The 21,718-nt window shown below is 67.4% G+C and carries 20 protein-coding genes; 3 read left to right on the plus strand and 17 right to left on the minus strand.

Features of this window, described 5'->3' with window-relative positions; translation table 11 throughout:
- The first annotated feature begins 1 nt into the window (after nt 1).
- Nucleotides 2-940: an ABC transporter permease gene (locus JO391_RS01690; protein WP_220662491.1), complete on the plus strand. Its 939-nt coding sequence runs from the start codon at nt 2-4 to the stop codon at nt 938-940.
- A gap of 140 nt (nt 941-1,080) precedes the next feature.
- On the opposite strand, the gene JO391_RS01695 is transcribed toward JO391_RS01690, so the two are convergent.
- The 14 genes from JO391_RS01695 to argB all read right to left on the minus strand — a co-directional run bounded on the left by JO391_RS01695 (nt 1,081) and on the right by argB (nt 16,400).
- Nucleotides 1,081-1,305: a formate dehydrogenase subunit delta gene (locus JO391_RS01695; RefSeq protein ID WP_220662492.1), complete on the minus strand. Its 225-nt coding sequence runs from the start codon at nt 1,303-1,305 to the stop codon at nt 1,081-1,083.
- On the minus strand, nt 1,295-2,119 hold the full coding sequence (gene fdhD, locus JO391_RS01700) for a formate dehydrogenase accessory sulfurtransferase FdhD (protein ID WP_375155679.1): 825 nt from the start codon (nt 2,117-2,119) through the stop codon (nt 1,295-1,297). Before fdhD ends, JO391_RS01695 begins: the two co-directional genes overlap by 11 nt.
- Nucleotides 2,116-5,007 (minus strand): formate dehydrogenase subunit alpha, encoded by a 2,892-nt coding sequence (gene fdhF / locus JO391_RS01705; RefSeq protein ID WP_220662493.1) that lies wholly within the window; start codon nt 5,005-5,007, stop codon nt 2,116-2,118. The genes fdhD and fdhF overlap by 4 nt, the downstream gene beginning before the upstream one ends.
- Nucleotides 5,004-5,222 carry a DUF4287 domain-containing protein gene (locus JO391_RS01710; protein ID WP_220662494.1) on the minus strand — a complete coding sequence of 73 codons (219 nt, stop codon included), beginning with the start codon at nt 5,220-5,222 and terminating at the stop codon, nt 5,004-5,006. Before JO391_RS01710 ends, fdhF begins: the two co-directional genes overlap by 4 nt.
- Nucleotides 5,219-6,745, minus strand: a complete 1,527-nt coding sequence (locus JO391_RS01715) for a formate dehydrogenase beta subunit (RefSeq protein WP_220662495.1) — start codon at nt 6,743-6,745, stop codon at nt 5,219-5,221. Before JO391_RS01715 ends, JO391_RS01710 begins: the two co-directional genes overlap by 4 nt.
- Nucleotides 6,745-7,209, minus strand: coding sequence for a formate dehydrogenase subunit gamma (locus JO391_RS01720; protein ID WP_220662496.1), 465 nt, complete (start codon nt 7,207-7,209; stop codon nt 6,745-6,747). The genes JO391_RS01715 and JO391_RS01720 overlap by 1 nt, the downstream gene beginning before the upstream one ends.
- Before the next feature lie 87 nt (nt 7,210-7,296).
- Nucleotides 7,297-8,181, minus strand: coding sequence for a LysR family transcriptional regulator (locus JO391_RS01725; protein WP_220662497.1), 885 nt, complete (start codon nt 8,179-8,181; stop codon nt 7,297-7,299).
- Nucleotides 8,182-8,241: 60 nt separating this feature from the next.
- Nucleotides 8,242-11,535 carry an efflux RND transporter permease subunit gene (locus JO391_RS01730; protein WP_220662498.1) on the minus strand — a complete coding sequence of 1,098 codons (3,294 nt, stop codon included), beginning with the start codon at nt 11,533-11,535 and terminating at the stop codon, nt 8,242-8,244.
- 13 nt (nt 11,536-11,548) lie between these two features.
- The gene (locus JO391_RS01735; RefSeq protein WP_220662499.1) at nt 11,549-12,724 is read right to left on the minus strand and encodes an efflux RND transporter periplasmic adaptor subunit; all 1,176 of its coding nucleotides are present in this window, start codon (nt 12,722-12,724) and stop codon (nt 11,549-11,551) included.
- A 3-nt stretch (nt 12,725-12,727) separates the two neighbouring features.
- Nucleotides 12,728-13,354, minus strand: coding sequence for a TetR/AcrR family transcriptional regulator (locus JO391_RS01740; RefSeq protein ID WP_220662500.1), 627 nt, complete (start codon nt 13,352-13,354; stop codon nt 12,728-12,730).
- Between the two features lie 175 nt (nt 13,355-13,529).
- Complete coding sequence (locus JO391_RS01745; protein WP_220662501.1) at nt 13,530-14,033, minus strand: SixA phosphatase family protein; 504 nt, start codon at nt 14,031-14,033, stop codon at nt 13,530-13,532.
- Nucleotides 14,030-14,701 (minus strand): ferredoxin, encoded by a 672-nt coding sequence (locus JO391_RS01750; protein ID WP_220662502.1) that lies wholly within the window; start codon nt 14,699-14,701, stop codon nt 14,030-14,032. Before JO391_RS01750 ends, JO391_RS01745 begins: the two co-directional genes overlap by 4 nt.
- Nucleotides 14,671-15,462 (minus strand): sterol desaturase family protein, encoded by a 792-nt coding sequence (locus JO391_RS01755; RefSeq protein ID WP_220662503.1) that lies wholly within the window; start codon nt 15,460-15,462, stop codon nt 14,671-14,673. The genes JO391_RS01750 and JO391_RS01755 overlap by 31 nt, the downstream gene beginning before the upstream one ends.
- 59 nt (nt 15,463-15,521) lie before the next feature.
- A complete protein-coding gene (gene argB / locus JO391_RS01760; RefSeq protein WP_220662504.1) occupies nt 15,522-16,400 on the minus strand; it encodes an acetylglutamate kinase in 879 nt (292 codons plus the stop codon).
- Nucleotides 16,401-16,634: 234 nt separating this feature from the next.
- Here argB and JO391_RS01765 point away from each other — a divergent pair, with 234 nt between their 5' ends.
- Entirely contained in the window at nt 16,635-17,366 is a 732-nt protein-coding gene (locus tag JO391_RS01765; RefSeq protein WP_220662505.1) for an SDR family NAD(P)-dependent oxidoreductase, read from the plus strand.
- A complete protein-coding gene (locus JO391_RS01770) occupies nt 17,359-18,384 on the plus strand; it encodes a sugar phosphate isomerase/epimerase family protein (RefSeq protein ID WP_220662506.1) in 1,026 nt (341 codons plus the stop codon). Before JO391_RS01765 ends, JO391_RS01770 begins: the two co-directional genes overlap by 8 nt.
- A 3-nt stretch (nt 18,385-18,387) precedes the next feature.
- Here the strand turns inward: JO391_RS01770 and yihA are convergent, their stop codons facing one another.
- The 3 genes from yihA to yidC are packed head-to-tail and all read right to left on the minus strand — an operon-like array spanning nt 18,388 to nt 21,700.
- Nucleotides 18,388-19,041 (minus strand): ribosome biogenesis GTP-binding protein YihA/YsxC, encoded by a 654-nt coding sequence (yihA, locus tag JO391_RS01775; protein WP_220662507.1) that lies wholly within the window; start codon nt 19,039-19,041, stop codon nt 18,388-18,390.
- Nucleotides 19,038-19,811: an MOSC domain-containing protein gene (locus JO391_RS01780; protein WP_220662508.1), complete on the minus strand. Its 774-nt coding sequence runs from the start codon at nt 19,809-19,811 to the stop codon at nt 19,038-19,040. The genes yihA and JO391_RS01780 overlap by 4 nt, the downstream gene beginning before the upstream one ends.
- Nucleotides 19,808-21,700 carry a membrane protein insertase YidC gene (yidC, locus tag JO391_RS01785; RefSeq protein ID WP_220662509.1) on the minus strand — a complete coding sequence of 631 codons (1,893 nt, stop codon included), beginning with the start codon at nt 21,698-21,700 and terminating at the stop codon, nt 19,808-19,810. Before yidC ends, JO391_RS01780 begins: the two co-directional genes overlap by 4 nt.
- Nucleotides 21,701-21,718 lie beyond the last annotated feature (18 nt).

The following is a 21,718-nucleotide window of genomic DNA, read 5'->3' on the forward strand; positions in this document are numbered from 1 at the left end:
CATGGCCCTTCCCACCTATGCAAGCCCGCTCGAGCGCGTGTGGTACTACGCCTATCTCGTCATCTGCGCGGCAGTCTTCCTGTTCCTGATCTCGCCGATCCTCGTGGTGATCCCGCTCAGTTTCAACGCCGAGCCCTATTTCACCTTCACTCAGAAGATGCTGACCTTCGATCCAGAAGGCTATTCGATGCGCTGGTACGATTCCCTGCTGACCGTGGGGATGCAGGCGCCAGAGGCGCCGCGTGACAGCGCCTGGTGGTCCGACAGCTGGCGCAATGCCGCCTGGGTCAAGGCCACCAAGAACTCGCTCATCGTGGGGTTCTGGGCCACGATCTTCGCCACCGTGCTGGGCACGCTGGCCGCACTTGGCCTGTCGCGGCCGGAAATGCCGTATCGCCGCACCATCATGGCGATCCTGATCTCGCCCATGATCGTGCCGATCATCATCATCGCCACGGGGATGTTCTTCTTCTACTCCAACCCCTGCGGAATCTTCGGCTTTTCCTGCGGGCGGCTGACCTCGACCTACCTGGGCATCATCCTCGCGCATACCACGCTCGGGATCCCCTTCGTCATCATCACCGTCACCGCCACCCTGACGGGCTTTGACCAGTCGCTGACCCGCGCGGCCGCGAGTCTTGGCGCCAACCCGCGCACCACCTTTTTCAAGGTCATCATGCCGCTGATCCTGCCTGGCGTGATCTCGGGCGCGCTGTTCGCCTTCGTGACTTCGTTCGACGAGGTGGTGGCGGTCCTGTTCCTCGCCGGCGCCGACCAGCAGACCATTCCCCGCCAGATGTGGAATGGCATACGCGAGGCGATCAGCCCGGCGATCCTTGCCGTGGCCACGATCCTCGTCATCATCTCCATCGCGCTTCTGGCCACGGTGGAACTGCTGCGCCGCCGCTCCGACCGCCTGCGCGGCGTGACCGGCCGCTGAAAACGGGGGCAGGTGCGTGCCTTGGTCTTGAGGCCGCGCCGCGGCCCGCGCATGGCCCGGCTCGCCCTCACCCAAGAAGGGGGACAGAGGCGCGGGATACCGGTGTCACGTTCGGGGTCGGCCGTTTGCGGCGCCCGCCCTCAGGCGGCTTCGGCGGGGCGGCGGATGGCGGGGGCGGCTTCCAGAACCACGGGGCGGAAGCCGGCATTGCCCTGGTCCAGCAGTTGGAAGAACTGCTTGCGCATCCGGGGTTCCCAGAAATCGTTGATATGCTGGGCCACGCTGGTCACGGCCTCGGCATGGCCGCGCGGTTCCAGCGCCAGGGCGATCTGGTTGGCCATGCGCACGAGCTTTTCAGGCGACATCGCGGGACTCCTTGGACGGATCGGGGGGCAGGACCCGCTCGGGGCGGGTGAAGACTTCGAAACGGTCGGGCCGGGCCAGCGCGATCAGCGTCAGCCCCGCCGCATCGGCCATGTCCACCGCTGCGGCGGTGGGGGCCGAGACGGCGATGAGCACAGGCGCCCCAAGGGCAGTGACCTTCTGCACCATGTCGATGGAAACGCGCGAAGTCAGGACGACGGCACCGTCGCGCGAGGCATCGGCACGCACCAGTGCCCCCGCCAGCTTGTCCAGCGCGTTGTGGCGGCCCACATCCTCGCGCGCGGCCACGATGCCGTGGCCCGGCGTCCAGAAGGCGGCGCAGTGGGCCGCGCGGGTCGTGTCGTGCAGCGCCTGGTAGCCGGGCAGGGCGGCGACCGCCTGCTGCACCTGCGCCGGCGTCAGCCGCAGATCGCCCGCCACCCGGCACGGCGCGCGGAGCGCGGCGTCGATGCTGTCGATGCCGCACAGGCCACAGCCCACCGGGCCGGCCATGTGCCGGCGGCGGGCGGCCAGCCGCGCCTCGGCGCCGGCACCCACACGGATCTGGACGTCGATGCCCTGGGCCAGCGCCTCGACGTGGATCTCCTCGATCTCGTCGGGGCTGGCCAGCCCCTCGGTCAGCGCGAAGCCCACCGCGAAATCTTCCAGATCGCCGGGCGTGGCCATCATGACGGCCTGGGTCGAGCCGTTGAACGACAGCGCCACGGCCACCTCTTCCGGCAGTTCGCGCAGGCCATGCAGCACCAGCCCCTGCCCGAAGGCCGACCGCGGAAGGGGCCGGTGCGCCTTCATCATTCCGCCGCGAGGATGCGCCGCGACAGCGCGGCCTGGGCGGAGTATTCCTCCTGCCACTCGGTCGGGCCGTTCGAGGGCGAGACCTGCACCGCCGTCACCTTGTATTCCGGGCAGTTGGTCGCCCAGTCCGAGAAATCGGTGGTGATCACGTTGGCCTGCGTGTCGGGGTGGTGGAACGTGGTGTAAACCACGCCCGGCGCCACCTTGTCGGTGATGGTGGCGCGCAGCGTCGTCTCGCCCGACCGGCTGGCCAGCCGCACCCAGTCGCCTTCGTGGATGCCGCGGTTCTCGGCATCGTGCGGGTGGATTTCCAGCACATCTTCGGGGTGCCAGGTGGTGTTCGCGGTGCGGCGGGTCTGCGCGCCCACGTTGTACTGGCTGAGGATCCGCCCCGTGGTCAGAAGAAGCGGGAAGCGCGGACCGGACTTTTCATCGGTGGGCACGTATTCCGTGACGATGAACCGGCCCTTGCCGCGCACGAAGCCGTCGATGTGCATGGTGGGCGTGCCTTCCGGCGCCTTGTCGTTGCAAGGCCACTGGACCGAGCCCATTTCGTCCAGCAGGTCATAGGTCACACGGGCGAAGCTGGGCGTGGTCAGCGCGATTTCGTCCATCACCTGCGCCGGGTGGGTGTAGGTCCAGGTCGGGCGGCCCGCCTTTTCCAGGATGGCATTGGCCAGCATCTGCGTCACTTCCCAGTCGGCATAGTGTGCCTTCGGGGCCATCACCTTGCGCACGCGGTTGATGCGGCGTTCGGCATTGGTGAAGGTTCCGTCCTTTTCCAGGAAGGACGAGCCGGGGAAGAACACATGGGCGTAATTCGCCGTCTCGTTCAGGAACAGGTCGTGCACGATGACACATTCCATTGCCGCGAGGCCGGCCGCGACGTGATGTGTATCGGGGTCGGATTGCAGGATGTCCTCGCCCTGGCAGTACAGGCCCTTGAACGTGCCATCCACCGCGGCGTCCAGCATGTTGGGGATGCGCAGGCCGGGCTCCGGGTCGATCTGCACGCCCCAGGCCTTTTCGAAGATCGCGCGGACTTCCGGCCCCTTCACATGGCGATAGCCCGGCAGTTCATGCGGGAAGGACCCCATGTCGCAGGAGCCCTGCACGTTGTTCTGGCCGCGCAGCGGGTTCACGCCCACGCCCGGCCGGCCGATGTTGCCGGTCAGCATGGCGAGGTTCGCGATGCCGATCACCGTGGTGGAGCCCTGGCTGTGTTCCGTCACGCCCAGGCCGTAGTAGATCGCCGCATTGCCGCCGGTGGCGTAAAGCCGCGCGGCACCGCGGATTTCCTCGGCCGGAACGCCCGTTACCATCTGCACCGCCTCGGGCGAGTGGCGCGGCTGCGAAATGAACTCGGCATAGTCCATGAACTCGTCCCAGTCGCAGCGCGACCGGATGAAGTCCTCGTTGTAGAGTTTCTCGGTGACGATCACATGCGCCAGCGCCGAGACCACGGCCACATTGGTCCCCGGAGTCAGCGCCAGGTGATGCGCGGCCTTGTAATGCGCGCCTTCCACGGTTTCGGTGCGGCGCGGATCCACGACGATCAGCTTCGCGCCCTTGCGCAGGCGCTTCTTCATGCGGCTGGCAAAGACCGGGTGGCCGGCGGCGGGGTTGGCGCCGATCACCATGATGACATCGGCCGCCTCGACCGAGTCGAAATCCTGCGTGCCGGCCGAGGTACCGAAGGTCTGGCCAAGGCCATAGCCGGTGGGCGAATGGCAGACCCGGGCGCAGGTGTCGGTGTTGTTGTTCAGAAAGACCGCGCGGGCCAGCTTCTGCACGAGGTAGGTTTCCTCGTTGGTGCAGCGGCTGGAGGTGATGACGCCCACCGACTGGCGGCCGTATTTCGCCTGAAGCGCGGTGATGCGGCTGGCGGCGAACTCCATCGCCTCGGCCCAGGTGACTTCGCGCCACGGATCGGTGATCGCGTCGCGGATCATCGGCTTCAGGATGCGGTCCTTGTGGGTCGCATAGCCCCAGGCGAAGCGGCCCTTCACACAGGAATGGCCGCGGTTGGCCTTGCCGTTCTTGTAGGGTGTCATCCGCACCAGCTCGTCGCCGCGCATCTCGGCCTTGAACTGGCAGCCGACACCGCAATAGGCGCAGGTGGTGATGACGGAATGGGACGGCGTGCCGATCTCGATGATCGACTTTTCCTGAAGGGTGGCGGTCGGGCAGGCCTGGACGCAGGCGCCGCAGGACACGCAGTCAGAGGACAGCGCCGTATCGGACCGCATCCCGAAGGACACGCGGCTGTCGAAGCCGCGACCCTCGATCGTCAGCGCGAAGGTGCCCTGCACTTCCTCGCACGCGCGCACGCAGCGCGAGCAGACGATGCACTTCGCCGGGTCATAGGTGAAATAGGGGTTGGATTCGTCCTTGGCCTTCCACTGCGGATTGGCCTCGCCACTGGTGTTCTTGGCGCGGAAATGCGTGTCCACGGCTTCATACCGCACATCGCGCAGCCCCACGGCGCCGGCCATGTCCTGCAGCTCGCAATCGCCGTTGGCCGAGCAGGTGAGGCAGTCCAGCGGGTGGTCCGAGATGTAAAGCTCCATCACCCCGCGGCGCAGCTGCTTCAGCTTGCCGGTCTGGGTGTGGACCTTCAGGCCGGGGGCGACCGGCGTGGTGCAGGAGGCCGGCGTGCCGGCGCGGCCCTCGATCTCGACCAGGCACAGGCGGCAGGAGCCGAAGGCATCGACCGAGTCGGTGGCGCAGAGCTTCGGCACCTGGATGCCGATTTCCGCCGCGGCGCGCATGATCGAGGTGCCTTCGGGCACCGTCACGTCAAAGCCGTCGATGGTCAGCGTCACCAGGGTTTTCGACTTCGCCGCCGGGGTGCCGAAATCGCGGTCGGGAATGATGAAGTCCTTCATGCGGCGGTCCCTTTCTTGGCGGCAAGCTGGTGGGCGACGATGGCATTGGCATGGCCGTGGCCCATGCCGTGGGTGTCTTTCAGAAAGGCGACAATCTGCATGTGCGGCCTGTCCAGCATTCCTGCGATGGCGTCGAACCAGTGCTGCATCGGCTGGCCATACTTCGCCTCGATCGAGGGGAAATAGGAGGCGGGGCCCTTGACCTTTTCGCTCATTCCGCCGCCTCCCGCATCACCGCGAAGTCGTCGGGGAAATGGGTCAGCGCCGACATCACCGGGTAGGGTGTGAAGCCGCCGAGCGCGCAGAGCGAGCCGGCCTTCATCGTATCGCACAGGTCGGTCAGCAGCGGGATCGCCGCGGCGTCGCCGCGGGCGATGCGGTCCACCGTTTCCACGCCGCGCACCGCGCCCAGACGGCAGGGGGTGCATTTGCCGCAGGATTCAATGGCGCAGAACTCCAGCGCGAAGCGGGCCATCTTCAGCATGTCCACGCTGTCGTCGGCCACGGTCAGCCCGGCATGGCCGATCAGCCCGCCGCGGGTCGCGAAATCCTCGTAGGTAAACGGCGTGTCGAACAGGGCACGGGGGAACCAGGCGCCAAGCGGGCCGCCGACCTGCACCGCCTTGACTGGGCGGCCCGTGGCGGTACCGCCGCCGATGTCGTCCACGATCTCGCCCAGGGTCAGGCCGAAGGCGGTTTCGAACAGGCCGCCGAATTTCACGTTCCCGGCCAGTTGCAGCGCCATGGTGCCCTGCGACCGGCCCATGCCGAAGTTCTTGTAGAAGGCCGCGCCGCGATCCAGGATCACCGGCACAGAGGCCAGCGAGATGACGTTGTTCACAACCGTCGGCTTGCCGAGGAAGCCTTGCAGCGCCGGCAGCGGCGGCTTGGCGCGCACCGTGCCGCGCTTGCCTTCCAGCGAGTTCAGGAGCGAGGTTTCCTCGCCGCAGACATAGGCTCCGGCGCCGACCCGCACCTCCATGTCGAAGGCACGGCCCGAACCCAGGACCGATGGCCCCAGCACGCCCGCGGCGCGGGCGATCTGGATGGCCCTGGTCATCTGGGACACCGCATCGGGATATTCCGAACGGGTATAGATATAGCCCTTCGTCGCCCCCACGGCGAGGCCGGCAATCGCCATACCCTCGATCAGGGTGAAGGGGTCGCCCTCCATCAGCATCCGGTCGGCGAAGGTGGCGCTGTCGCCCTCGTCGGCGTTGCAGACGATGTATTTCTGATCGGCCTTGGCGGTGCGGACGGTTTCCCACTTGATGCCTGTGGGAAAGCCCGCGCCGCCCCGGCCGCGCAGCCCGGACTCGCGCACTTCCGCCACGATGTCGGCATCAGACAAGGAAAGTGCCCGCTTCAGGCCCTTCAGCCCGTGGTGAAGTTCGTATTCGTCAAGCGACAGCGGGTCGATCACGCCGCAGCGCGCGAAGGTCAGCCGCGTCTGGCGCAGCATCCAGGGCAGTTCCTCGGTCAGGCCAAGCGCCTTGGGATGAGCCTTCAGGTCTTCGAACAGCGCGGCCACATCCGCCGTCGTCATCGGGCCGAACGCCATGCGGCCCAGGTCGGTTGCCACCTCGACCAGCGGCTCCAGCCAGACCATGCCGCGGCTGCCGTTGCGCACCAGAGTGATCTCGACCCCGCGCCGCGCGGCCTCGGCCTGAATGGCCGCCGCCACCTCATCCGCGCCAAGCGCCTTTGCGGCGGCATCCAGGGGAACATAGACCCGCATCAGATCATCCCCCCAAGGATCGCATCGACCTTGTCTTCATCCAGCCGGGCCACCAGCTTGCCATCGACCTGCGCCGCCGGCCCGCAGGCGCAAAGTCCCAGGCAGAACACCGGCTCCAGCGCGACGCCATGCGCCTGACCGTGCCAGTCCACGCCCAGCTTGGCCTTGGCATGGGCGGCCACACGCTCGGCCCCAAGTGCCTGGCAGGCCTCGGCCCGGCACAGCCGCACCGTATGGGCCGCCGGCGGATGGTCGCGGTAATCGTGGTAGAAGCTTACAACGCCGTGAACCTCGGCCCGCGTCATCTGCAGTTCCGCGGCTATCACCGGAATCGCCTCTTGCGGCACAAAGCCGAAGGCGTGCTGCACCGCGTGCAGGATGGGCAGCAACGGCCCCTCCATGCCCTTGTGATCGTTGAGGATTTCCCTCACACGGTGAACAAGCTGCGGATCGTGCGACGTCATCGGCTGCCCCTTGGTGGCTTGGGGGTAGGTGATACGCCGCTTGATAGGGAAATCAATGTCAATTTCCCGTTGATTGATAGGCGCTGTCTATCGACGGGCCAGCCGCCCCGCCTCGTCCAGCAGCGCCGCAATCACCGGCGTCTGCGGGTCTCGCGCCGCGGCGATCAGGCCCACGGAATGTTCCGCCTCCGGTTCCACGATGGGAATCGCCACCAGCCCCGCGCCGCCGGTGAACATCTGCGCCAGCTTCGTCGGCACGATCGACCCCCAAAGCCCCGTGCGCACATGCGCCACCAGCGCGATGGTCGAATTGGATTCCACGGGCGCCTGCACGGTCGCGCCCACATCGGCCAGCAACTGGTTCACGATCCGCCGGTTCTGCATGTCGCCGGTCAGCAGGCACAGCGGCTGTTCCGCTACCTCCGACCATGTCACCTGCGCCCGCCCCGCCAGCACCGTGCCGGGGGCGCAGAGAAAGCGGTAGAACTCGGTATACAGCGCCACCTGCGTCACCCGCCCGAGCGGCTCATTGTCCAGGTAAGTGATGCCGGCATCCAGCTCCAGCCGCTCGATCCCGGCCAGGATCTCGGCCGACGTGCGCGACAGCCAGGAAATCCGCACGTTGGGATGCCGCGCCAGGAAGGGCGCCGACAGGTCGGCCACCATGGGCAGCGCCGTGGGAATGACCCCGATGCGCAGGTTGCCCGACAGGCCCGACCGCACCGCCCGCATCTCGTCCTTCATCGCGCGCATGTCGCCCACGATGCGCCGCGCCCAGTCCAGCACGCGCTGGCCCTCGGGCGTCAGCCCCTGAAAGCGCGAGCCGCGGAACACCAGCTGCAGGCCCAACTGATCCTCCAGCTGGCGGATCGCGCTGGACAGCGTGGGCTGCGTCACGCCGCAGGCTTCCGCCGCCCGGCCGAAATGGCGCGTATTGGCAAGCGCCAGGAACATTTCCAGCTTGTCGATCATGAAAGCACCCTGCCCCGGTCGGGGGCAGGGTGCAATCCGCAAGGCCTCTGGATCGCCCGCCTATTCGGCGGCGATGGTCTTGACCGGCTTGGGTCCGGCCAGGGCAGCCACGCGGTCGCGCAGGTCGCGCTGACCTTCTTCCAGCCCGTCGATGCGTTCGGCCAGCTCGTGCGGCGCGGGCTCCACGGGCTCGTCTTCCTTCGGCCCGATCACGCCCTTGAAGGCCCAGCCAATCACGCGCGAGAGGTCGTCCATGATCAGGAAGAAGGCCGGCACCACCACCAGGCTCAGAACGGTGGACATGATGATCCCGCCGATCACCGCCGTGGCCATCGGCGCGCGGAAGGCGCCGCCTTCGCCCACGCCAAGCGCCGAGGGCAGCATCCCCGCCGACATGGCGATCGAGGTCATCACGATGGGCTGCGCCCGCTTGTGCCCGGCCTCGACCACGGCCTTGAACCGGTCCATGCCCTTCGCCCGCATCTCGATGGCGAAGTCCACCAGCAGGATGGCGTTCTTGGTCACGATGCCCATCAGCATCAGAATGCCAATCAGCACCGGCATCGACAGCGCCGAATTGGTCAGGATCAGCGCCGCCGCCACGCCACCGATGGCCAGCGGCAGCGAGAACAGGATGGTGAAGGGCTGAATCACCGATCCGAACAGCAGGATCAGGACCGTCAACACCAGCAGCAGGCCCATCATCATGGCGTTGCCAAAGCTTGCCATCAGTTCGGCCTGAACTTCGGCATCGCCGGACGAGGCGACTCGCACGGTCGGCGGCAGCTCCACCCCGGCGACGATCTCGTTGAATCGGTCGGTCGCGGTGCCAAGCGCCACGCCCACCGGCAGGTTGGCACCGATGGTGGCCTTCCGCTCGCGGTTCAGCCGTTCCACCACCGCCGGGCCTTCCGCCAGCGAGACATCGGCCACCACCGACAGGGGCACCGCCGTGCCCGTGGCCGTGGTCACCTTCAGCGCGGCGATGCGGCTCAGATCCTGGCGCGCCGCATCGTTCAGCCGCACCCGCACCGGGATAAGCCGGTTGTCGATGGACAGCTTGGCCAGGGCCGCGTCGTTGTCGCCCAGGGTGGCCACGCGCAGGGTGTTGGCGATGTCCTGGGTGGTCACGCCCAGGCGGGCGGCGACCTCGGCCTTCGGCGTCACCTGGATTTCCGGGCGGGGCAACGCGCCTTCCGAGGCGACGTTGGCCAGCAGCGGGTCGCCCGACAGGGCAGTTTCCAGCCGGCGCACCGCTTCGTTCAGGTCGGCCTCGTTGTCCGACAGGACCGAGAAGGAAATGTCACGTTCGCCCCGGTCGTTCAGTTTGAAGGCGCGAACGTCGGGGATGCCCTTCAACTGTTCGAAGATCTGCGCCTCGATCACGTTCTGCGGAATCTGGCGGCCGGTGGATTGCGATTCCGGCAAGAGCGGGCCGACAACCGGCACGCTGCGGGCGATGCTCATCAGCTTGTGCACCAGCGAGTGGTCCAGCTTTTCCAGAGTGACGGTCAGCGAGGCGCGGCGCACGTCCAGGTCGCCCGTGGGCGAAGACCCGCCCAGGACGAAGATGTTCTCGATCCCGTCGATGTCGCGGATCGCGGCCACCATGGCCTGCGTGGTGGCGTCGGTCTCGGCCAGCGTGGCTCCGGGCGGCAGTTCGACCGACACGGAGACCCGGCTGACATCCTCGGGCGGCAGGAAGCTGCCAGGCACCTTCAGCATGAAGTGGACTGAAACCGCCAGCACGGCAAAGGCCGCAACCAGCGTGATGTATCGGCTGGGGATGAACAGGAACCGGCTATTGGTGGTCTTGGCGACCAGCCACAGATAGCCGCGCATGAACAGCCCGTCCTTGCCGCCCTCTTCATGCGAGGCGTCCGAAGACCGCATCAGATAGGCCGCCATCATCGGCGTGATCAGTCGCGCCACTGCCAGCGAAAACAGCACGGCAATCGCGACAGTCAGGCCGAACTGGCGGAAATACTGGCCGGGAATCCCGGGCATGAAGCTGACCGGCACGAAGACCGCCACGATGGTGAACGAGGTCGCAATCACCGCCAGACCGATCTCGTCGGCGGCGTCGATGGCGGCGCGGTAGGGCGTCTTGCCCATGCCGATATGCCGCTCGATGTTCTCGATCTCCACGATGGCGTCATCCACCAGGATGCCGGTGGCCAGCGTCAGCGCCAGGAAGGACACGAGATTCAGCGAAAAGCCCAGCATGTCCATCGCCCAGAAGGTGGGGATGGCCGAAAGGGGCAGGGCAACGGCGGCAATGGCCGTCGCGCGCCAGTTGCGCAGGAAGGCAAAGACCACCAGAACCGCCAGGATCGCCCCCTCGATCAGGGTGTGCAGGGCGGATTCATAGTTGCCGTAGGTGTAGAACACCGTGTCATCGACCATCTTGATCGACACATCGGGGTGTTCGGTGCGCAGCTCGTCGATGGTGCGGTTCACCGTCTCGGCCACGCTGACTTCCGAGGCGCCCTTGGCCCGGAAGACGGAAAAGGTCACCACCTGCTCGCCGTTGAACCGCGAGAAGGACCGCAGTTCCTGGTAGGTATCAACGATCTCGCCCAGGTCCGAAAGACGGACATGACGACCGTTGCCGACGGCGATGGTGGTGTCGGCCAGCTTGTCCACGGTCTGGGCATCGCCCAGAGTCCGGATCACCTGTTCGCCAGCACCAAGTTCAGAACGGCCCGCGCCGAGGTTGGTGTTGGTCAGGCGAAGCTGAGCCGATACGGCGCTGGCGGTCACGCCGTAGCTGTCCAGTTTGACCGGGTCGAGTTCGATGCGGATCTCGCGGTCGGCCCCGCCATAGCGGTCCACCCGGCCCACGCCGGCCTGGCCCTGAAGGGCCCGCTTGATCGTGTCGTCCACGAACCAGGACAATTCCTCGATGGTCATGCCGGGGGCCGAGACGGCGAACGTCATGATCGCCTGGCCTTCCACGTCGATCCGGCTGACGATCGGCGCATCCACATCGCCCGGCAGGTCGCCCCGGATGCGGTCAATAGCATCCTTCGTGTCCTGCACGGCCTTGTCGGTCGGCACTTCCATACGGAACTCGACCGCCGTGGTGGAAACGCCGTCGGACACGGTCGACATGATGTTCTTCACGCCGGCGATGCCGGCCACCGCGTCCTCGATCTCCTTGGTGACCTGGGTCTCCATCTCGGCCGGGGCCGCGCCCTGCTGAGTCACGGTGATCGACACCAGCGGCACGTCGATGTTCGGAAAACGCGTGATGGGCAGCGTGTTGAAGCTGTTCCAGCCCAGCACCAACAGCATCACGAAGGCAAGGATCGGGGCAACGGGGTTGCGGATCGCCCAGGCCGAAAAGTTCATGTCCCGCGCTCCCTCAGTTCGTCGCCGCCGTGACCGGGTTCACCCGGTCACCATCGCGCACGAAGGCGCCGGCCTTTGTCACCACCATGTCGCCCGCCTCCAGCCCGGTCAGCACCTCGACATAGCCGCCATCGCGGATGCCCGTCGTCACCGGCACCCGCGTCACCAGCCCGTCGGCCGAGACCTTCATCACCGTCGCCCCGCCCTCGGGCGCCGAACCCACCGCCGTCACCGGGATCGCGACCGCCTCGCGCGCGGCAACCAGGATGTCGGCGTCCAGGAACATGCCCGAGCGCACCGCATCGGTCTGGTCGATGCTGATCCGCGCCCGGCCAAGCCGCGTCGCCGTATCGATCGCAGGCTCCACCAGCCGCACCGTCCCGGTCAGCTTCTCGCCCGCGCCCACACCCGCCATCGTCACCGTCAGACCCGGCTTCAGCTTCAGGATGTCGCGCTCCGCCACATCGGCCTGCAACTCCAGCGCGCCATCGCGGATGATGACGAACATCGGCTGCCCGGCAGACGAGGCGATTCCGCCCACCAGCGCATTGCGCGACACGATTTCGCCCGCGACAGGGGCCTTCACCTCGGTCCGCTCCAGCTGCAGCTTCACGTTTTCCAGCTGCGCCTCGGCCAGCGCCAGCTGTGCCTTGGCTGCCTCCAGCGCCTGCGTCGCCACCATCACCCGCGCCCTGGCCGACACCGCCGCGGCATCGGCATTGTCCGCCTGCGCCTGGCTGGACGTGCCGTTGGCCTGCAGCTTCTTGGTGCGGTCCGCCACACGCTGCGCCTCGTCGGCGGTGGACTTCGCCTCGATCAGGCTCGCCTCGCCCTGCGCAATCGTCGCCTTCGCCGCCGCGACCGAGGCTTCGAACTGGCTTTGCTGCAACGTCAGCGTCGAATCCGACAACCGCGCCAGCACCTGGCCCGCCTGCACCCGGTCGCCCACCTCGGCCTCCAGCGTCTCGATGGGCTGGCCCTCGATCAGGGGCGCCACGTTCACGCTTTCCACCGGGCCCACCATGCCCGAGGCGATGACGCGGTCGTTCATCGCCCGCATCGCCGCCGGCGCCACGGTGATGGCGGGCAGCGCGGCTTCGGCGGTGGCGGGCGCAGGCGCAGTTTCGGCCAGCGCCGGGGCGGTCGCGGCCAGAAGGGCAAGGGCGGTCGTGGCGAGGATCAGGCGCATGGGTCAGCCTTTCGCGGCATCGCTGGCGATTTCGTCAAGCGTGCGGTTCAGCGTCCGCAGCACCAGGTTCATGAGGGCGGGGTCTCGGTCGGCGGGGTCCGGCGTCTGCATCGCCAGCCCCTTCATCAGCAGGATCATCAGCCTGGCCTGCGCCTGGTACCGCTTGAAGGCCTCCTCGGCCGAAAGGCCGGTGGCCAGGGCGAAGGCATGGGTCAGGTGCCGCAAGATCAGCTCTTCCATCCGCAGCGAAATCGCCCGGATCTCGGGCTTGCGCTGCGCGGCAGCCTGGATCTCGGCCCAAAGCTTGCCGTCGTCGCCGTCGCAAATGCCGTGGCGCACCTTGCGCTCCAGCGCGATGCGCAACTGGTCAAGGGGGTTTTCGGACGCCTGGACGGCGGCAAACTCGCTTTCCACTTCCACCAGGTCGTGGGTGATGAAGGCTTCCACGATGGCCGCCTTCGACGGGAAATAGCGGTAGAAATTGCCCACGCTCATGCCGGCGGCGCGGGCAAGGTCCTGCATCGAGGCGCCGTCGAAGCCCTTCTCCTCGAAGGCGCGGCGGATGCCCGCAAGGATTTCGACGCTGCGCGCGTCAAGAGAGGGAAGGGTGATTTCAGCAGCGACGGCCATGACAAGCCCTGAATGAACGTTCATTCGCGGATTTAGGCAGGCTTGTCGAAAGGTCAAGGGGAATATGGCACGCAACCGCCGCAGGTCACGGGCGGCAGCGAAAACTTGCATGAAATTGATGCGTTTTGGCATCGCCGGGCGTCAGACCCGGCGTCACCCCCGCGCTTTGCGCGACTCAGGCGTCCAGCTCGCGCGGCACGGTGAAATCCACCGCCGTGCCCGCGCCAAAGCCGGCTTCCGCCCAGTCGTCGATGGCGAAATCCGCCACCAGGGTTGCCCCGGTGGGATAGCGGTGAAACTCGGGGTTCGCCGGGGCATGGCCCACCAGACGCTCGGCAAACTCGGCGATGCCGGGGTTGTGGCCGATCATCATCACCGTGTCGGCCTTGGCATGACGCAGCACCGCCAGCATCACATCCGGCCCGGCATGATACAGCGCCGGCTTCAGTTCCAGAATGGGCGTGCCGGGCAGGGCCGGGGCGATGCCGCTCCAGGTCTTGCGGGTGCGCAGCGCGTCCGAGCACAGCACCTCTTCCGGCACATAGCCGCGCGAGGCCAGCCATTGCCCCAGGTCGGCCGCGGCCGCCTTGCCGCGCGCGTTCAGCGGGCGGTCATGGTCGGCGACGGTGGGATCGTCCCAGCTCGACTTGGCGTGGCGCGTCAGGATCAGGCGCTTCATCGGTGGAACTGCCTCATGTGATAGGCCGACTGTTCCGGCACTCTTGCATAGGCTTGCGAGACCGGGCAAGCGCGACGCGCGGCGCAGCCCTTCGTCATGCAATCCTGCCCCGGTGCGCTGTCCAGATGGCCGTGGCAGCGCGGCACGTCATAGCCCGCGCCGCTCAACGCCTCCACCGGGCAGGCCGTCAGGCAAGGCGCGGTGCAGGTCAGGCAAGGTTTCGGCACCGGGGGCGGCAGGTCCACCACCTCTTTCAGCGCCAGTGCGCCGCGAAAGCTGACAAACAGCCCCTGCGTCGCATGGACCAGAAACCGCACCGGGCTGTCCCAGACCCGGCCCGTGCGCAGCGCCCACTGATAGAAGGGGTGGTAGGGCGGCCCGCCAAAGGGAAACAACGCCTTGCCCCCCAGGTCGCAAGCCATGCGCCCGATCACGCGGCGCGACCAGCGGTCCACCGGATCGGGCGCGCTGTCCCATTCCGGCTGTGCGGTCAGATGCGCCCAGAACCCAGGCTCGGCCGGGCCAAGCAGCAGCACGGTCCGCGTGCCGGCGGGCAGGGAAGGGTCGTCCTCGGCATGAAATCCGCCAAGGATCTCAAGCCGCTCGGCCGCGGCCCGCGCTGCAATCGCCGCCAGGCTTACCGGCGGAACGGCAGCCGCAGGCTCCATCCCAGTTTCGCCGGCCGATCGTCCTGCCATTCCAGTCCCACCCTCATGCCGTCCGGCCCGCCCCGTGCCTCGGCCCGATAGGTGCCGAACAGCCGGTCCCAGACCGACAGGGCAAAGCCGAAATTGCTGTCGTGCTCCTCGCGTCGCACCGAATGATGCACACGGTGCATATCCGGTGTCACCAGCACCTGCCGCACCACTCGGTCAAGCCCCTGCGGCAGCGCCAGATTTGCATGGTTGAACAGGGCGGTGCCATTCAGCAGCACCTCGAACAGCACAACGGCCACCGCCGCAGGGCCCAGAAGATAAACCAGCCCGATCTTCAGCCCCATCGAGGCCGCGATCTCCACCGGATGAAACCGGACCGCCGTTGTCACGTCCATGTCGCGGTCGGCGTGGTGGACACGGTGGAACCGCCAGAACAGTGGCACCTTGTGCGTCACCAGATGCTGCGCCCAGATCGCCAGGTCCAGGATCAGGACGGCCAGCCCGATCTCCAGCCAGACTGGCCAGTCCAGGCGGTTGAACAGCCCCCAGCCCTGCGCTTGGGCATCCAGGGCTGCCCCGACCGCCAGTGCCGGCAGGAAGATCGCCATCGCCCGCAAGGTCAGCGCGTCAATCACCGTGATCGACAGGTTGGTGGTCCAGCGGTTCCGCCGCGGCATCGCCCGCGCCCGACGCGGCGCCCATGCCTCCAGCCCGGCGAACAGCGCGAACAGGCCAAGGAAGGCTGCCATCCTGATCGCCAGTTCGCCAGCCATCTGCCCTCACATTCCCTGTCAGGAATGTAAGCTCGCGCCGCCCCCGGTCAAGCGCCGCGTCAGCGGCGGACGTGCGGCTTCACGCGCGGCTCGGTAGACCGGATCTGCGACCCCGCGCCGTGGTCGGTGAACAGCTCCAGAATGCAGGCATTGGGCACCCGGCCATCCAGAATGGTCACGGCCCGAACGCCCTGATCCAGCGCCATGAGCGCGGTTTCGGTCTTGGGGATCATGCCGCCGGCGATCACCCCGTCGCGGGTCATCTCGCGCACTTCCTCGGGCGTGATCTGCGTCATCACCTCTCCGGCCGCATTCTTCACGCCCGACACATCGGTCAACAGCAACAGGCGGTCGGCCTTCAACGCCCCGGCAATCGCTCCCGCCGCCGTGTCGCCGTTCACGTTGAAGGTCTCGTTGTCGGCCATGCCGGTCGCCACCGGCGCCACAACCGGAATGATCCCCGCATTGTACAGGTCGCGCAGCACCTGCACGTTCATCTCGACCGGGCGGCCGACGAAACCCAGTTCCGGGTCGTCGGCCTCGCAGACCATCAGGTCGTCGTCCTTGCCGGAAATCCCCACGGCGCGGCCGCCCTGGTCGTTGATCGCCTGCACGATGCGCTTGTTGACCAGACCCGACAGGATCATCTCGACCACTTCGACCGTGGCCTTGTCGGTGACGCGCTTGCCCTTCACGAATTCCGACTTGATCCCCAGCTTGCCCAGCATCTCGTTGATCATCGGCCCGCCGCCATGCACCACCACGGGGTTCACGCCCACCTGCCGCATCAGCACGATGTCGCGGGCAAATTCGGCCATGGCCTCGTCGTCGCCCATGGCATTGCCGCCGAACTTCACCACGACCACCGCGCCGGAATAGCGCTGCAGATAGGGCAGGGCTTCGGACAGGATCTTGGCGGTGACGGCGGCGTCTTGCATGGATGCGGTCTGCTTTCTCATCGGGGGCCTCGCAGTGCGGCGCGGATTGGCGCCCGTCCTAGCCGCTTTGTGCGACCCTGCCAAGACAAACCGCATCGGCCAAAGATGAAGTCCAAGTTAATTCGTGCTGGCAAGGCATTGATTTTATTGATCCTGACCAAGTGTCCGAGCTCGGACACCCCTTGCCTTCCGCCCCGCTTTGGTGGACCCTCCTCCCCCAACCGGAGGCCCGCCATGACCCGCCAGAAAACCCTCGTCCTCACCGGCGCCAGCCGCGGCATCGGCCATGCCACCGTCAAACGCTTCGGGGCCGAAGGCTGGCGGGTCCTCACCTGCTCGCGCCAGCCCTTCGACCCCCGCTGTCCCTGGCCCGGCGGGGAAGAGAACCACATCCAGATCGACCTCGCCGACCCCAACCGGACCATCGAGGCGATCGAGGTCATCAAGGCCAGAATCGACGGCCAGCTCGACGCCCTGGTCAACAACGCCGGCATCTCGCCCAAGGGGCCGGGCGGCAGCCGCCTCAACGCGCTGGAGACCGACCTCCGCGTCTGGGGCCAGGTCTTCCACGTCAATTTCTTCGCGCCCATCGTCCTGGCCCGCGGCCTGAAGAACGAACTGGTCGCGGCCCAGGGCTCGGTCGTGAACGTCACCTCCATCGCCGGCTCCCGCGTCCATCCCTTCGCCGGCGCTGCCTATGCCACCTCCAAGGCAGCCCTCGCCGCCCTGACCCGCGAGATGGCCCATGACTTCGGCCCCCTCGGCGTCCGCGTGAACGCCATCGCCCCCGGCGAGGTCGAGACCGCCATCCTCTCCCCCGGCACCGACAAGATCGTCGACCAGCTCCCCCTCCGCCGCCTCGGCCAGCCGCGCGAGGTCGCCGACGTGATCTGGTTCCTCTGCTCGGACCAGTCCAGCTACATCTCGGGCTCCGAGATCCCCATCAACGGCGGCCAGCATGTCTGACGCCCCGCCGGGCTTCGCCGAGCCCGGCGCCGACTGGCGCGCCTTCGTCGCCAGCCTCTCCGACCGTGATGCCCGCCGCCTTGGCCACCGCGCCGTCGCCCCTCCGCTGTACGCCCACGCCTACGCCTTCCACCTGAACTTCCGCTTCGGCGCCATGGCCCCCCCGGACCTTCTGACCTTCGCAGCCATCCACGGCCTCTCCGGCGTGAAAATCCACGTCCAGGACGGCGAGGCCCGCAGCCTCCTGCACGCCCCGGACGCCGACCGGCGCGCCTTCGGCGCGATGGCCGCCCGGCTGGGGCTCACCCTTCACATCGAAACCTCTTCGACCCTCGCCCCCGATCTGGCCGAAGCGGCCGCCATCGCCCATGCTACCGGGGCCACCTCGCTGCGCTTCTACCCCCGCCACGCCGGCCCCCTGTCCGAGGTGCTGGCCCGCACCGTGGCCGACCTCGCGATCCTCGACCGGCTGGACCCGCAGGCCCGGCTGAGCTTCACGCTGGAGCAGCACGAGGACCTGACATCCGCGGAACTGCTGGCCATCCTCGACCGCGTCGGGCACCCGCGCCTCTCGCTCCTGTTCGACTTCGGCAACATGATCAACGCGGGCGAGACGCCGCTGGCCGCGCTCTCCGCGCAGGCGCCACGCATCGCCGAGGTGCATGTGAAGGATGCCCGCGCCCTGCCGGACCGCGGGGGATGGGCGCATCTGGCCTGCGCCACCGGCACCGGCCACCTGCCGATGCACACCATGCTGGCGCGGCTGTTGCTTCTGGGGCAAGACAGACCGCAGGTCACGGCCTTCGGTCTGGAGGAGGAAGAGGGATACCTTGCCCCTGCCTTCCGCTTTCCCGGCGAAGGCCCCGATCCGGTGATCCCGCCTCGGCCACCAAGCGAAACCGATCCCGGCCCGGGCGACCTGGCCGAACGGCTGGCCAGAGAGCGTGACCTGGCCATCGCGCAGGTCTGCAAGGTGCGGGCCATGCTGGCCGATCTGGCCGCCGCTGCCCGGCGATGAGCCCTATTCCAGCCCGGCGATCACGGCGCGCAAGGTCTCGATCCCCTCGCCCTTTTCCGAGCTTGTCACCACGATTTCGGGATAGGCGGCCGGATGCTTGGCCAGTGCGGCCTTCACCTGGGCGATGGTTTCGTCCCGCGTCTCGCGGTTCACCTTGTCGGCCTTGGTGATCACGGTCTGGAAGGTGACGGCCGACTTGTCCAGAAGCCCCAGGATTTCTTCGTCCACCGCCTTGATGCCGTGGCGCATGTCGATCAGCACGAAGGCCCGGCGCAGCGTCTGGCGCCCGGCAAGATAGCTTTTCAAGAGAGCCTGCCACTTGGCGACAATCGCCACGGGCGCCTCGGCATAGCCATAGCCCGGAAGGTCCACCATGTAACGGCTGTCGCCAAGCGCGAAGTAGTTGATTTCCTGCGTCCGCCCTGGCGTGTTCGAGGCGCGCGCCAGATTCTTGCGGTTGGTCAGCGCGTTGATCAGGCTGGACTTGCCCACGTTCGACCGGCCCGCAAAACAGACCTCGACCCGGTCGGCCGGGGGCAGGCCCGCCATGCCGGTCACGCCCTTCACGAAATCCACGGGACCGGCGAACAGAAGCCGCCCGGCTTCACGCGCGGCGTCATCGGGTTCGGGGGCAAGGGTGAAGGTCAGGCTGGTCATGCTCTCTCCACGGCATCGCCCAGGGTCACGGCACCGCCGCCGATCACCCTGGCATAGACGCCGAAATCTTCGTGGCCAAAGCCTGCGTCCAGGGCTTGCAGCACCTCGGCATCGTGCCGCCCGGTGGCCGGGTTGGCGCAGGTGGCGCGGCAGCGGGTGATGCGCGCCTCGATCCGCAGGCGGACGGCGCCCACCGTGATCTCTTGCCCTACCAGGCCAAACTCGGCCCAGGGCTCCCAGCCGTCCACCCAGAGATTGCCGCGAAAGCGGTGGGGCGACAGGTCCTGCCCCATCCGCGCCGACAGATCGGCCAGAGAGGACAGCGACAGCACGGCAACGAAAGGCTCTGGCACATCGGTCATCGGGCGGCCGGGCAGATGGACCACATGCGCGGGATCAGGCCGGTTTTCGGGCCAGAGCGGGCGCAGCCAGGCGATCAGCCGGGCCTGGTCGGCCGCATCGTCGGGCGCGATGTCGAGGTCTGGGCAGTCGGGATGCGACAGGCGCAGCCGGCGCGCGGACTCGTCCGACCGGCAGGTCACGGCCATCAGCGCGGGCGCGGCCCAGCCTCGCACGAAGTTCATCTTCGGCGCCCAGTCGTCCGGCCGCGCCCCGAAGCGCGCGGCATCATGGGCCACCGACCATTCCCGGTCGAAGGGAAACGCGCGGTCCGGGGTCAGGACCGCGCGCTGGATTTCCTCGTAGCCGATGGACTTGATCGGGTGGCGGCACAGAAGTGCCAGCCGCCCGACCGGGTCTTGTCCGCTCATTTCTTCGACGGTCCCTTCTTGGCCGGGGCAGGGGGCGCCGGTTCGGCCTTGGGCTTGCGCTTCAGCCCGGACTTGATGTTGCCGAACAGGTCGGGCTTGTGGCCGTGGCTCGTCATGATCGCGTATTGCTGGGCGAAGGTGATGGTGTTGTTGGTGATCCAGTACAGCACCAGGCCCGAGGCGAAGCCGCCCAGCATGAACATAAAGATCCAGGGCATCCAGGCAAAGATCGCCGCCTGCGCCGGGTCGGTGGGCGTGGGGTTCAGCTTCTGCTGCAGCCACATCGAGATGCCCAGAAGGATCGGCAGCACGCCGATGAAGATCAGCGCAAGCAGGCTGCCATGCGCCGGCGCCGCCCAGGGCAAGAGGCCGAACAGGTTGAACAGCGACGAGGGGTCGGGCGCCGACAGGTCGCGCAGCCAGCCGAAGAACGGCGCGTGACGCAGTTCGATGGTGACGAAGATCACCTTGTACAGCGAGAAGAAGATGGGGATCTGGATCAGGATCGGAAGGCAGCCCGCGGCGGGGTTCACCTTCTTGTCCTTGTAAAGCTGCATCATCTCGCGCTGCAGCTTCTGCTTGTCCTCGCCCGCGCGCTCTTTCAGCGCCTCCATCTCGGGCTGCAGCTCCTTCATCCGCGCCATCGAGACATAGGATTTATAGGCCAGAGGCAGCACCAGCACCTTCAGAACGAAAGTCAGGGCAATGATCGCCAGGCCCATGTTGCCGATCAGGCCGTGCAGGAAGTGCAGCACGAAGAAGATCGGCTTGGTCAGGAAGTAGAACCAGCCCCAGTCGATCGAGTCGATGAAGCCGGGCACAGGCTGAAGATCGGGGTTCGGCTTGGCGCCGAACAGGCTGGCGATGGCGCCGGGCTCGTTCTGGTAGTTGCGGATGGTTTCCCATTCCTTCGCGCCGGCGAACAGCCGCGTCGCGCTTTCCACGCTCTGCCCCGGCGCCACGGTGACGACGGGCTGGCGCGTCTCGGTCTGGTAGATCTCGGCCTGGGGCAGGTACTTCACCACCGAGGTGAAGGGCGCGCCCTGCTGCGGGATCAGCGTGGACATCCAGTACTTGTCGGTGAAGCCGATCCAGCCGTCGGTCTGCGCCTCGGAAATCTGGGCCAGCGCGCCCTCGCGCTCGTTCCGGTCCAGGTCGGCGATGTCCTTGTACTTCAGTTCGGTCAGCTCGCCATCGGTGCGGCCGACAACGCCCTCGTGCAGCACGAAGAAGTTCTGCAGCCCGGCGGGCAGGCCGTGGCGCGCCACGATCCCATAGGGAAACAGCGACACCGGCTCGGCGCCGGGGTTGGTGACCTTGTCGGTCACGGTGAACATGTAGTGCTGGTCCACCGCGATGGTGCGCGCATAGGCCAGGCCGGCCGGGCTGGTCCAGGTCAGCGTCAGCGGTGTGTCGACGGTCAGCGTCGCACCGGCCGGGGCTTGCCACAGCGTATGGGCATCGGGCACCTCGGTCGCGGCCAGCGCACCGGCGGGGCCCCAGCCGAAGACGGCGTAATAGGGCTGCGCGCCGTTTTCGGTGACACCCACGGGCGAGAACAGGCGCACCAGCGGCGAGTCGGCCGCCAGCGTCTCGCGGTAACTGCGCAGCAAGAGGTCGTCGATGCGCGCGCCGGCCAGCGAGATCGAGCCTTCCAGTTCCGGCGTGTCGATCTTCACCCGCGGCGCATCGGCCACGGCTTCGGTGGCCGGAGTGGTCACATTGGCGGCCGGGGCCGTCGCGGTGGCATCGGCCTGCGTGGCGGCCGGCAGGTCGGGCACCTCGGTCTGCTGCACCGGATCGGGCGGCGGGAACAGCACGAACCACACCAGAAGCACGATGAAGCTGAGCGCAGTTGCGAGGATGAGGTTCTTGTTCTGATCGTCCATGAGGACAGCCACCGTTCA

This window comes from Neotabrizicola shimadae, assembly GCF_019623905.1.
Lineage (GTDB): Bacteria > Pseudomonadota > Alphaproteobacteria > Rhodobacterales > Rhodobacteraceae > Neotabrizicola > Neotabrizicola shimadae.

Excerpts from the sequence above, each read along its gene's own strand:
- JO391_RS01690 (WP_220662491.1), top strand. The coding sequence starts at position 2 with ATGGCCCTTCCCACCTATGCAAGCCCGCTCGAGCGCGTGTGGTACTAC.
- JO391_RS01695 (WP_220662492.1), bottom strand. The coding sequence starts at position 1,305 with ATGTCGCCTGAAAAGCTCGTGCGCATGGCCAACCAGATCGCCCTGGCG.
- fdhD (WP_375155679.1), bottom strand. The coding sequence starts at position 2,119 with ATGATGAAGGCGCACCGGCCCCTTCCGCGGTCGGCCTTCGGGCAGGGG.
- fdhF (WP_220662493.1), bottom strand. The coding sequence starts at position 5,007 with ATGAAGGACTTCATCATTCCCGACCGCGATTTCGGCACCCCGGCGGCG.
- JO391_RS01710 (WP_220662494.1), bottom strand. The coding sequence starts at position 5,222 with ATGAGCGAAAAGGTCAAGGGCCCCGCCTCCTATTTCCCCTCGATCGAG.
- JO391_RS01715 (WP_220662495.1), bottom strand. The coding sequence starts at position 6,745 with ATGCGGGTCTATGTTCCCCTGGATGCCGCCGCAAAGGCGCTTGGCGCG.
- JO391_RS01720 (WP_220662496.1), bottom strand. The coding sequence starts at position 7,209 with ATGACGTCGCACGATCCGCAGCTTGTTCACCGTGTGAGGGAAATCCTC.
- JO391_RS01725 (WP_220662497.1), bottom strand. The coding sequence starts at position 8,181 with ATGATCGACAAGCTGGAAATGTTCCTGGCGCTTGCCAATACGCGCCAT.
- JO391_RS01730 (WP_220662498.1), bottom strand. The coding sequence starts at position 11,535 with ATGAACTTTTCGGCCTGGGCGATCCGCAACCCCGTTGCCCCGATCCTT.
- JO391_RS01735 (WP_220662499.1), bottom strand. The coding sequence starts at position 12,724 with ATGCGCCTGATCCTCGCCACGACCGCCCTTGCCCTTCTGGCCGCGACC.
- JO391_RS01740 (WP_220662500.1), bottom strand. The coding sequence starts at position 13,354 with ATGGCCGTCGCTGCTGAAATCACCCTTCCCTCTCTTGACGCGCGCAGC.
- JO391_RS01745 (WP_220662501.1), bottom strand. The coding sequence starts at position 14,033 with ATGAAGCGCCTGATCCTGACGCGCCACGCCAAGTCGAGCTGGGACGAT.
- JO391_RS01750 (WP_220662502.1), bottom strand. The coding sequence starts at position 14,701 with ATGGAGCCTGCGGCTGCCGTTCCGCCGGTAAGCCTGGCGGCGATTGCA.
- JO391_RS01755 (WP_220662503.1), bottom strand. The coding sequence starts at position 15,462 with ATGGCTGGCGAACTGGCGATCAGGATGGCAGCCTTCCTTGGCCTGTTC.
- argB (WP_220662504.1), bottom strand. The coding sequence starts at position 16,400 with ATGCAAGACGCCGCCGTCACCGCCAAGATCCTGTCCGAAGCCCTGCCC.
- JO391_RS01765 (WP_220662505.1), top strand. The coding sequence starts at position 16,635 with ATGACCCGCCAGAAAACCCTCGTCCTCACCGGCGCCAGCCGCGGCATC.
- JO391_RS01770 (WP_220662506.1), top strand. The coding sequence starts at position 17,359 with ATGTCTGACGCCCCGCCGGGCTTCGCCGAGCCCGGCGCCGACTGGCGC.
- yihA (WP_220662507.1), bottom strand. The coding sequence starts at position 19,041 with ATGACCAGCCTGACCTTCACCCTTGCCCCCGAACCCGATGACGCCGCG.
- JO391_RS01780 (WP_220662508.1), bottom strand. The coding sequence starts at position 19,811 with ATGAGCGGACAAGACCCGGTCGGGCGGCTGGCACTTCTGTGCCGCCAC.
- yidC (WP_220662509.1), bottom strand. The coding sequence starts at position 21,700 with ATGGACGATCAGAACAAGAACCTCATCCTCGCAACTGCGCTCAGCTTC.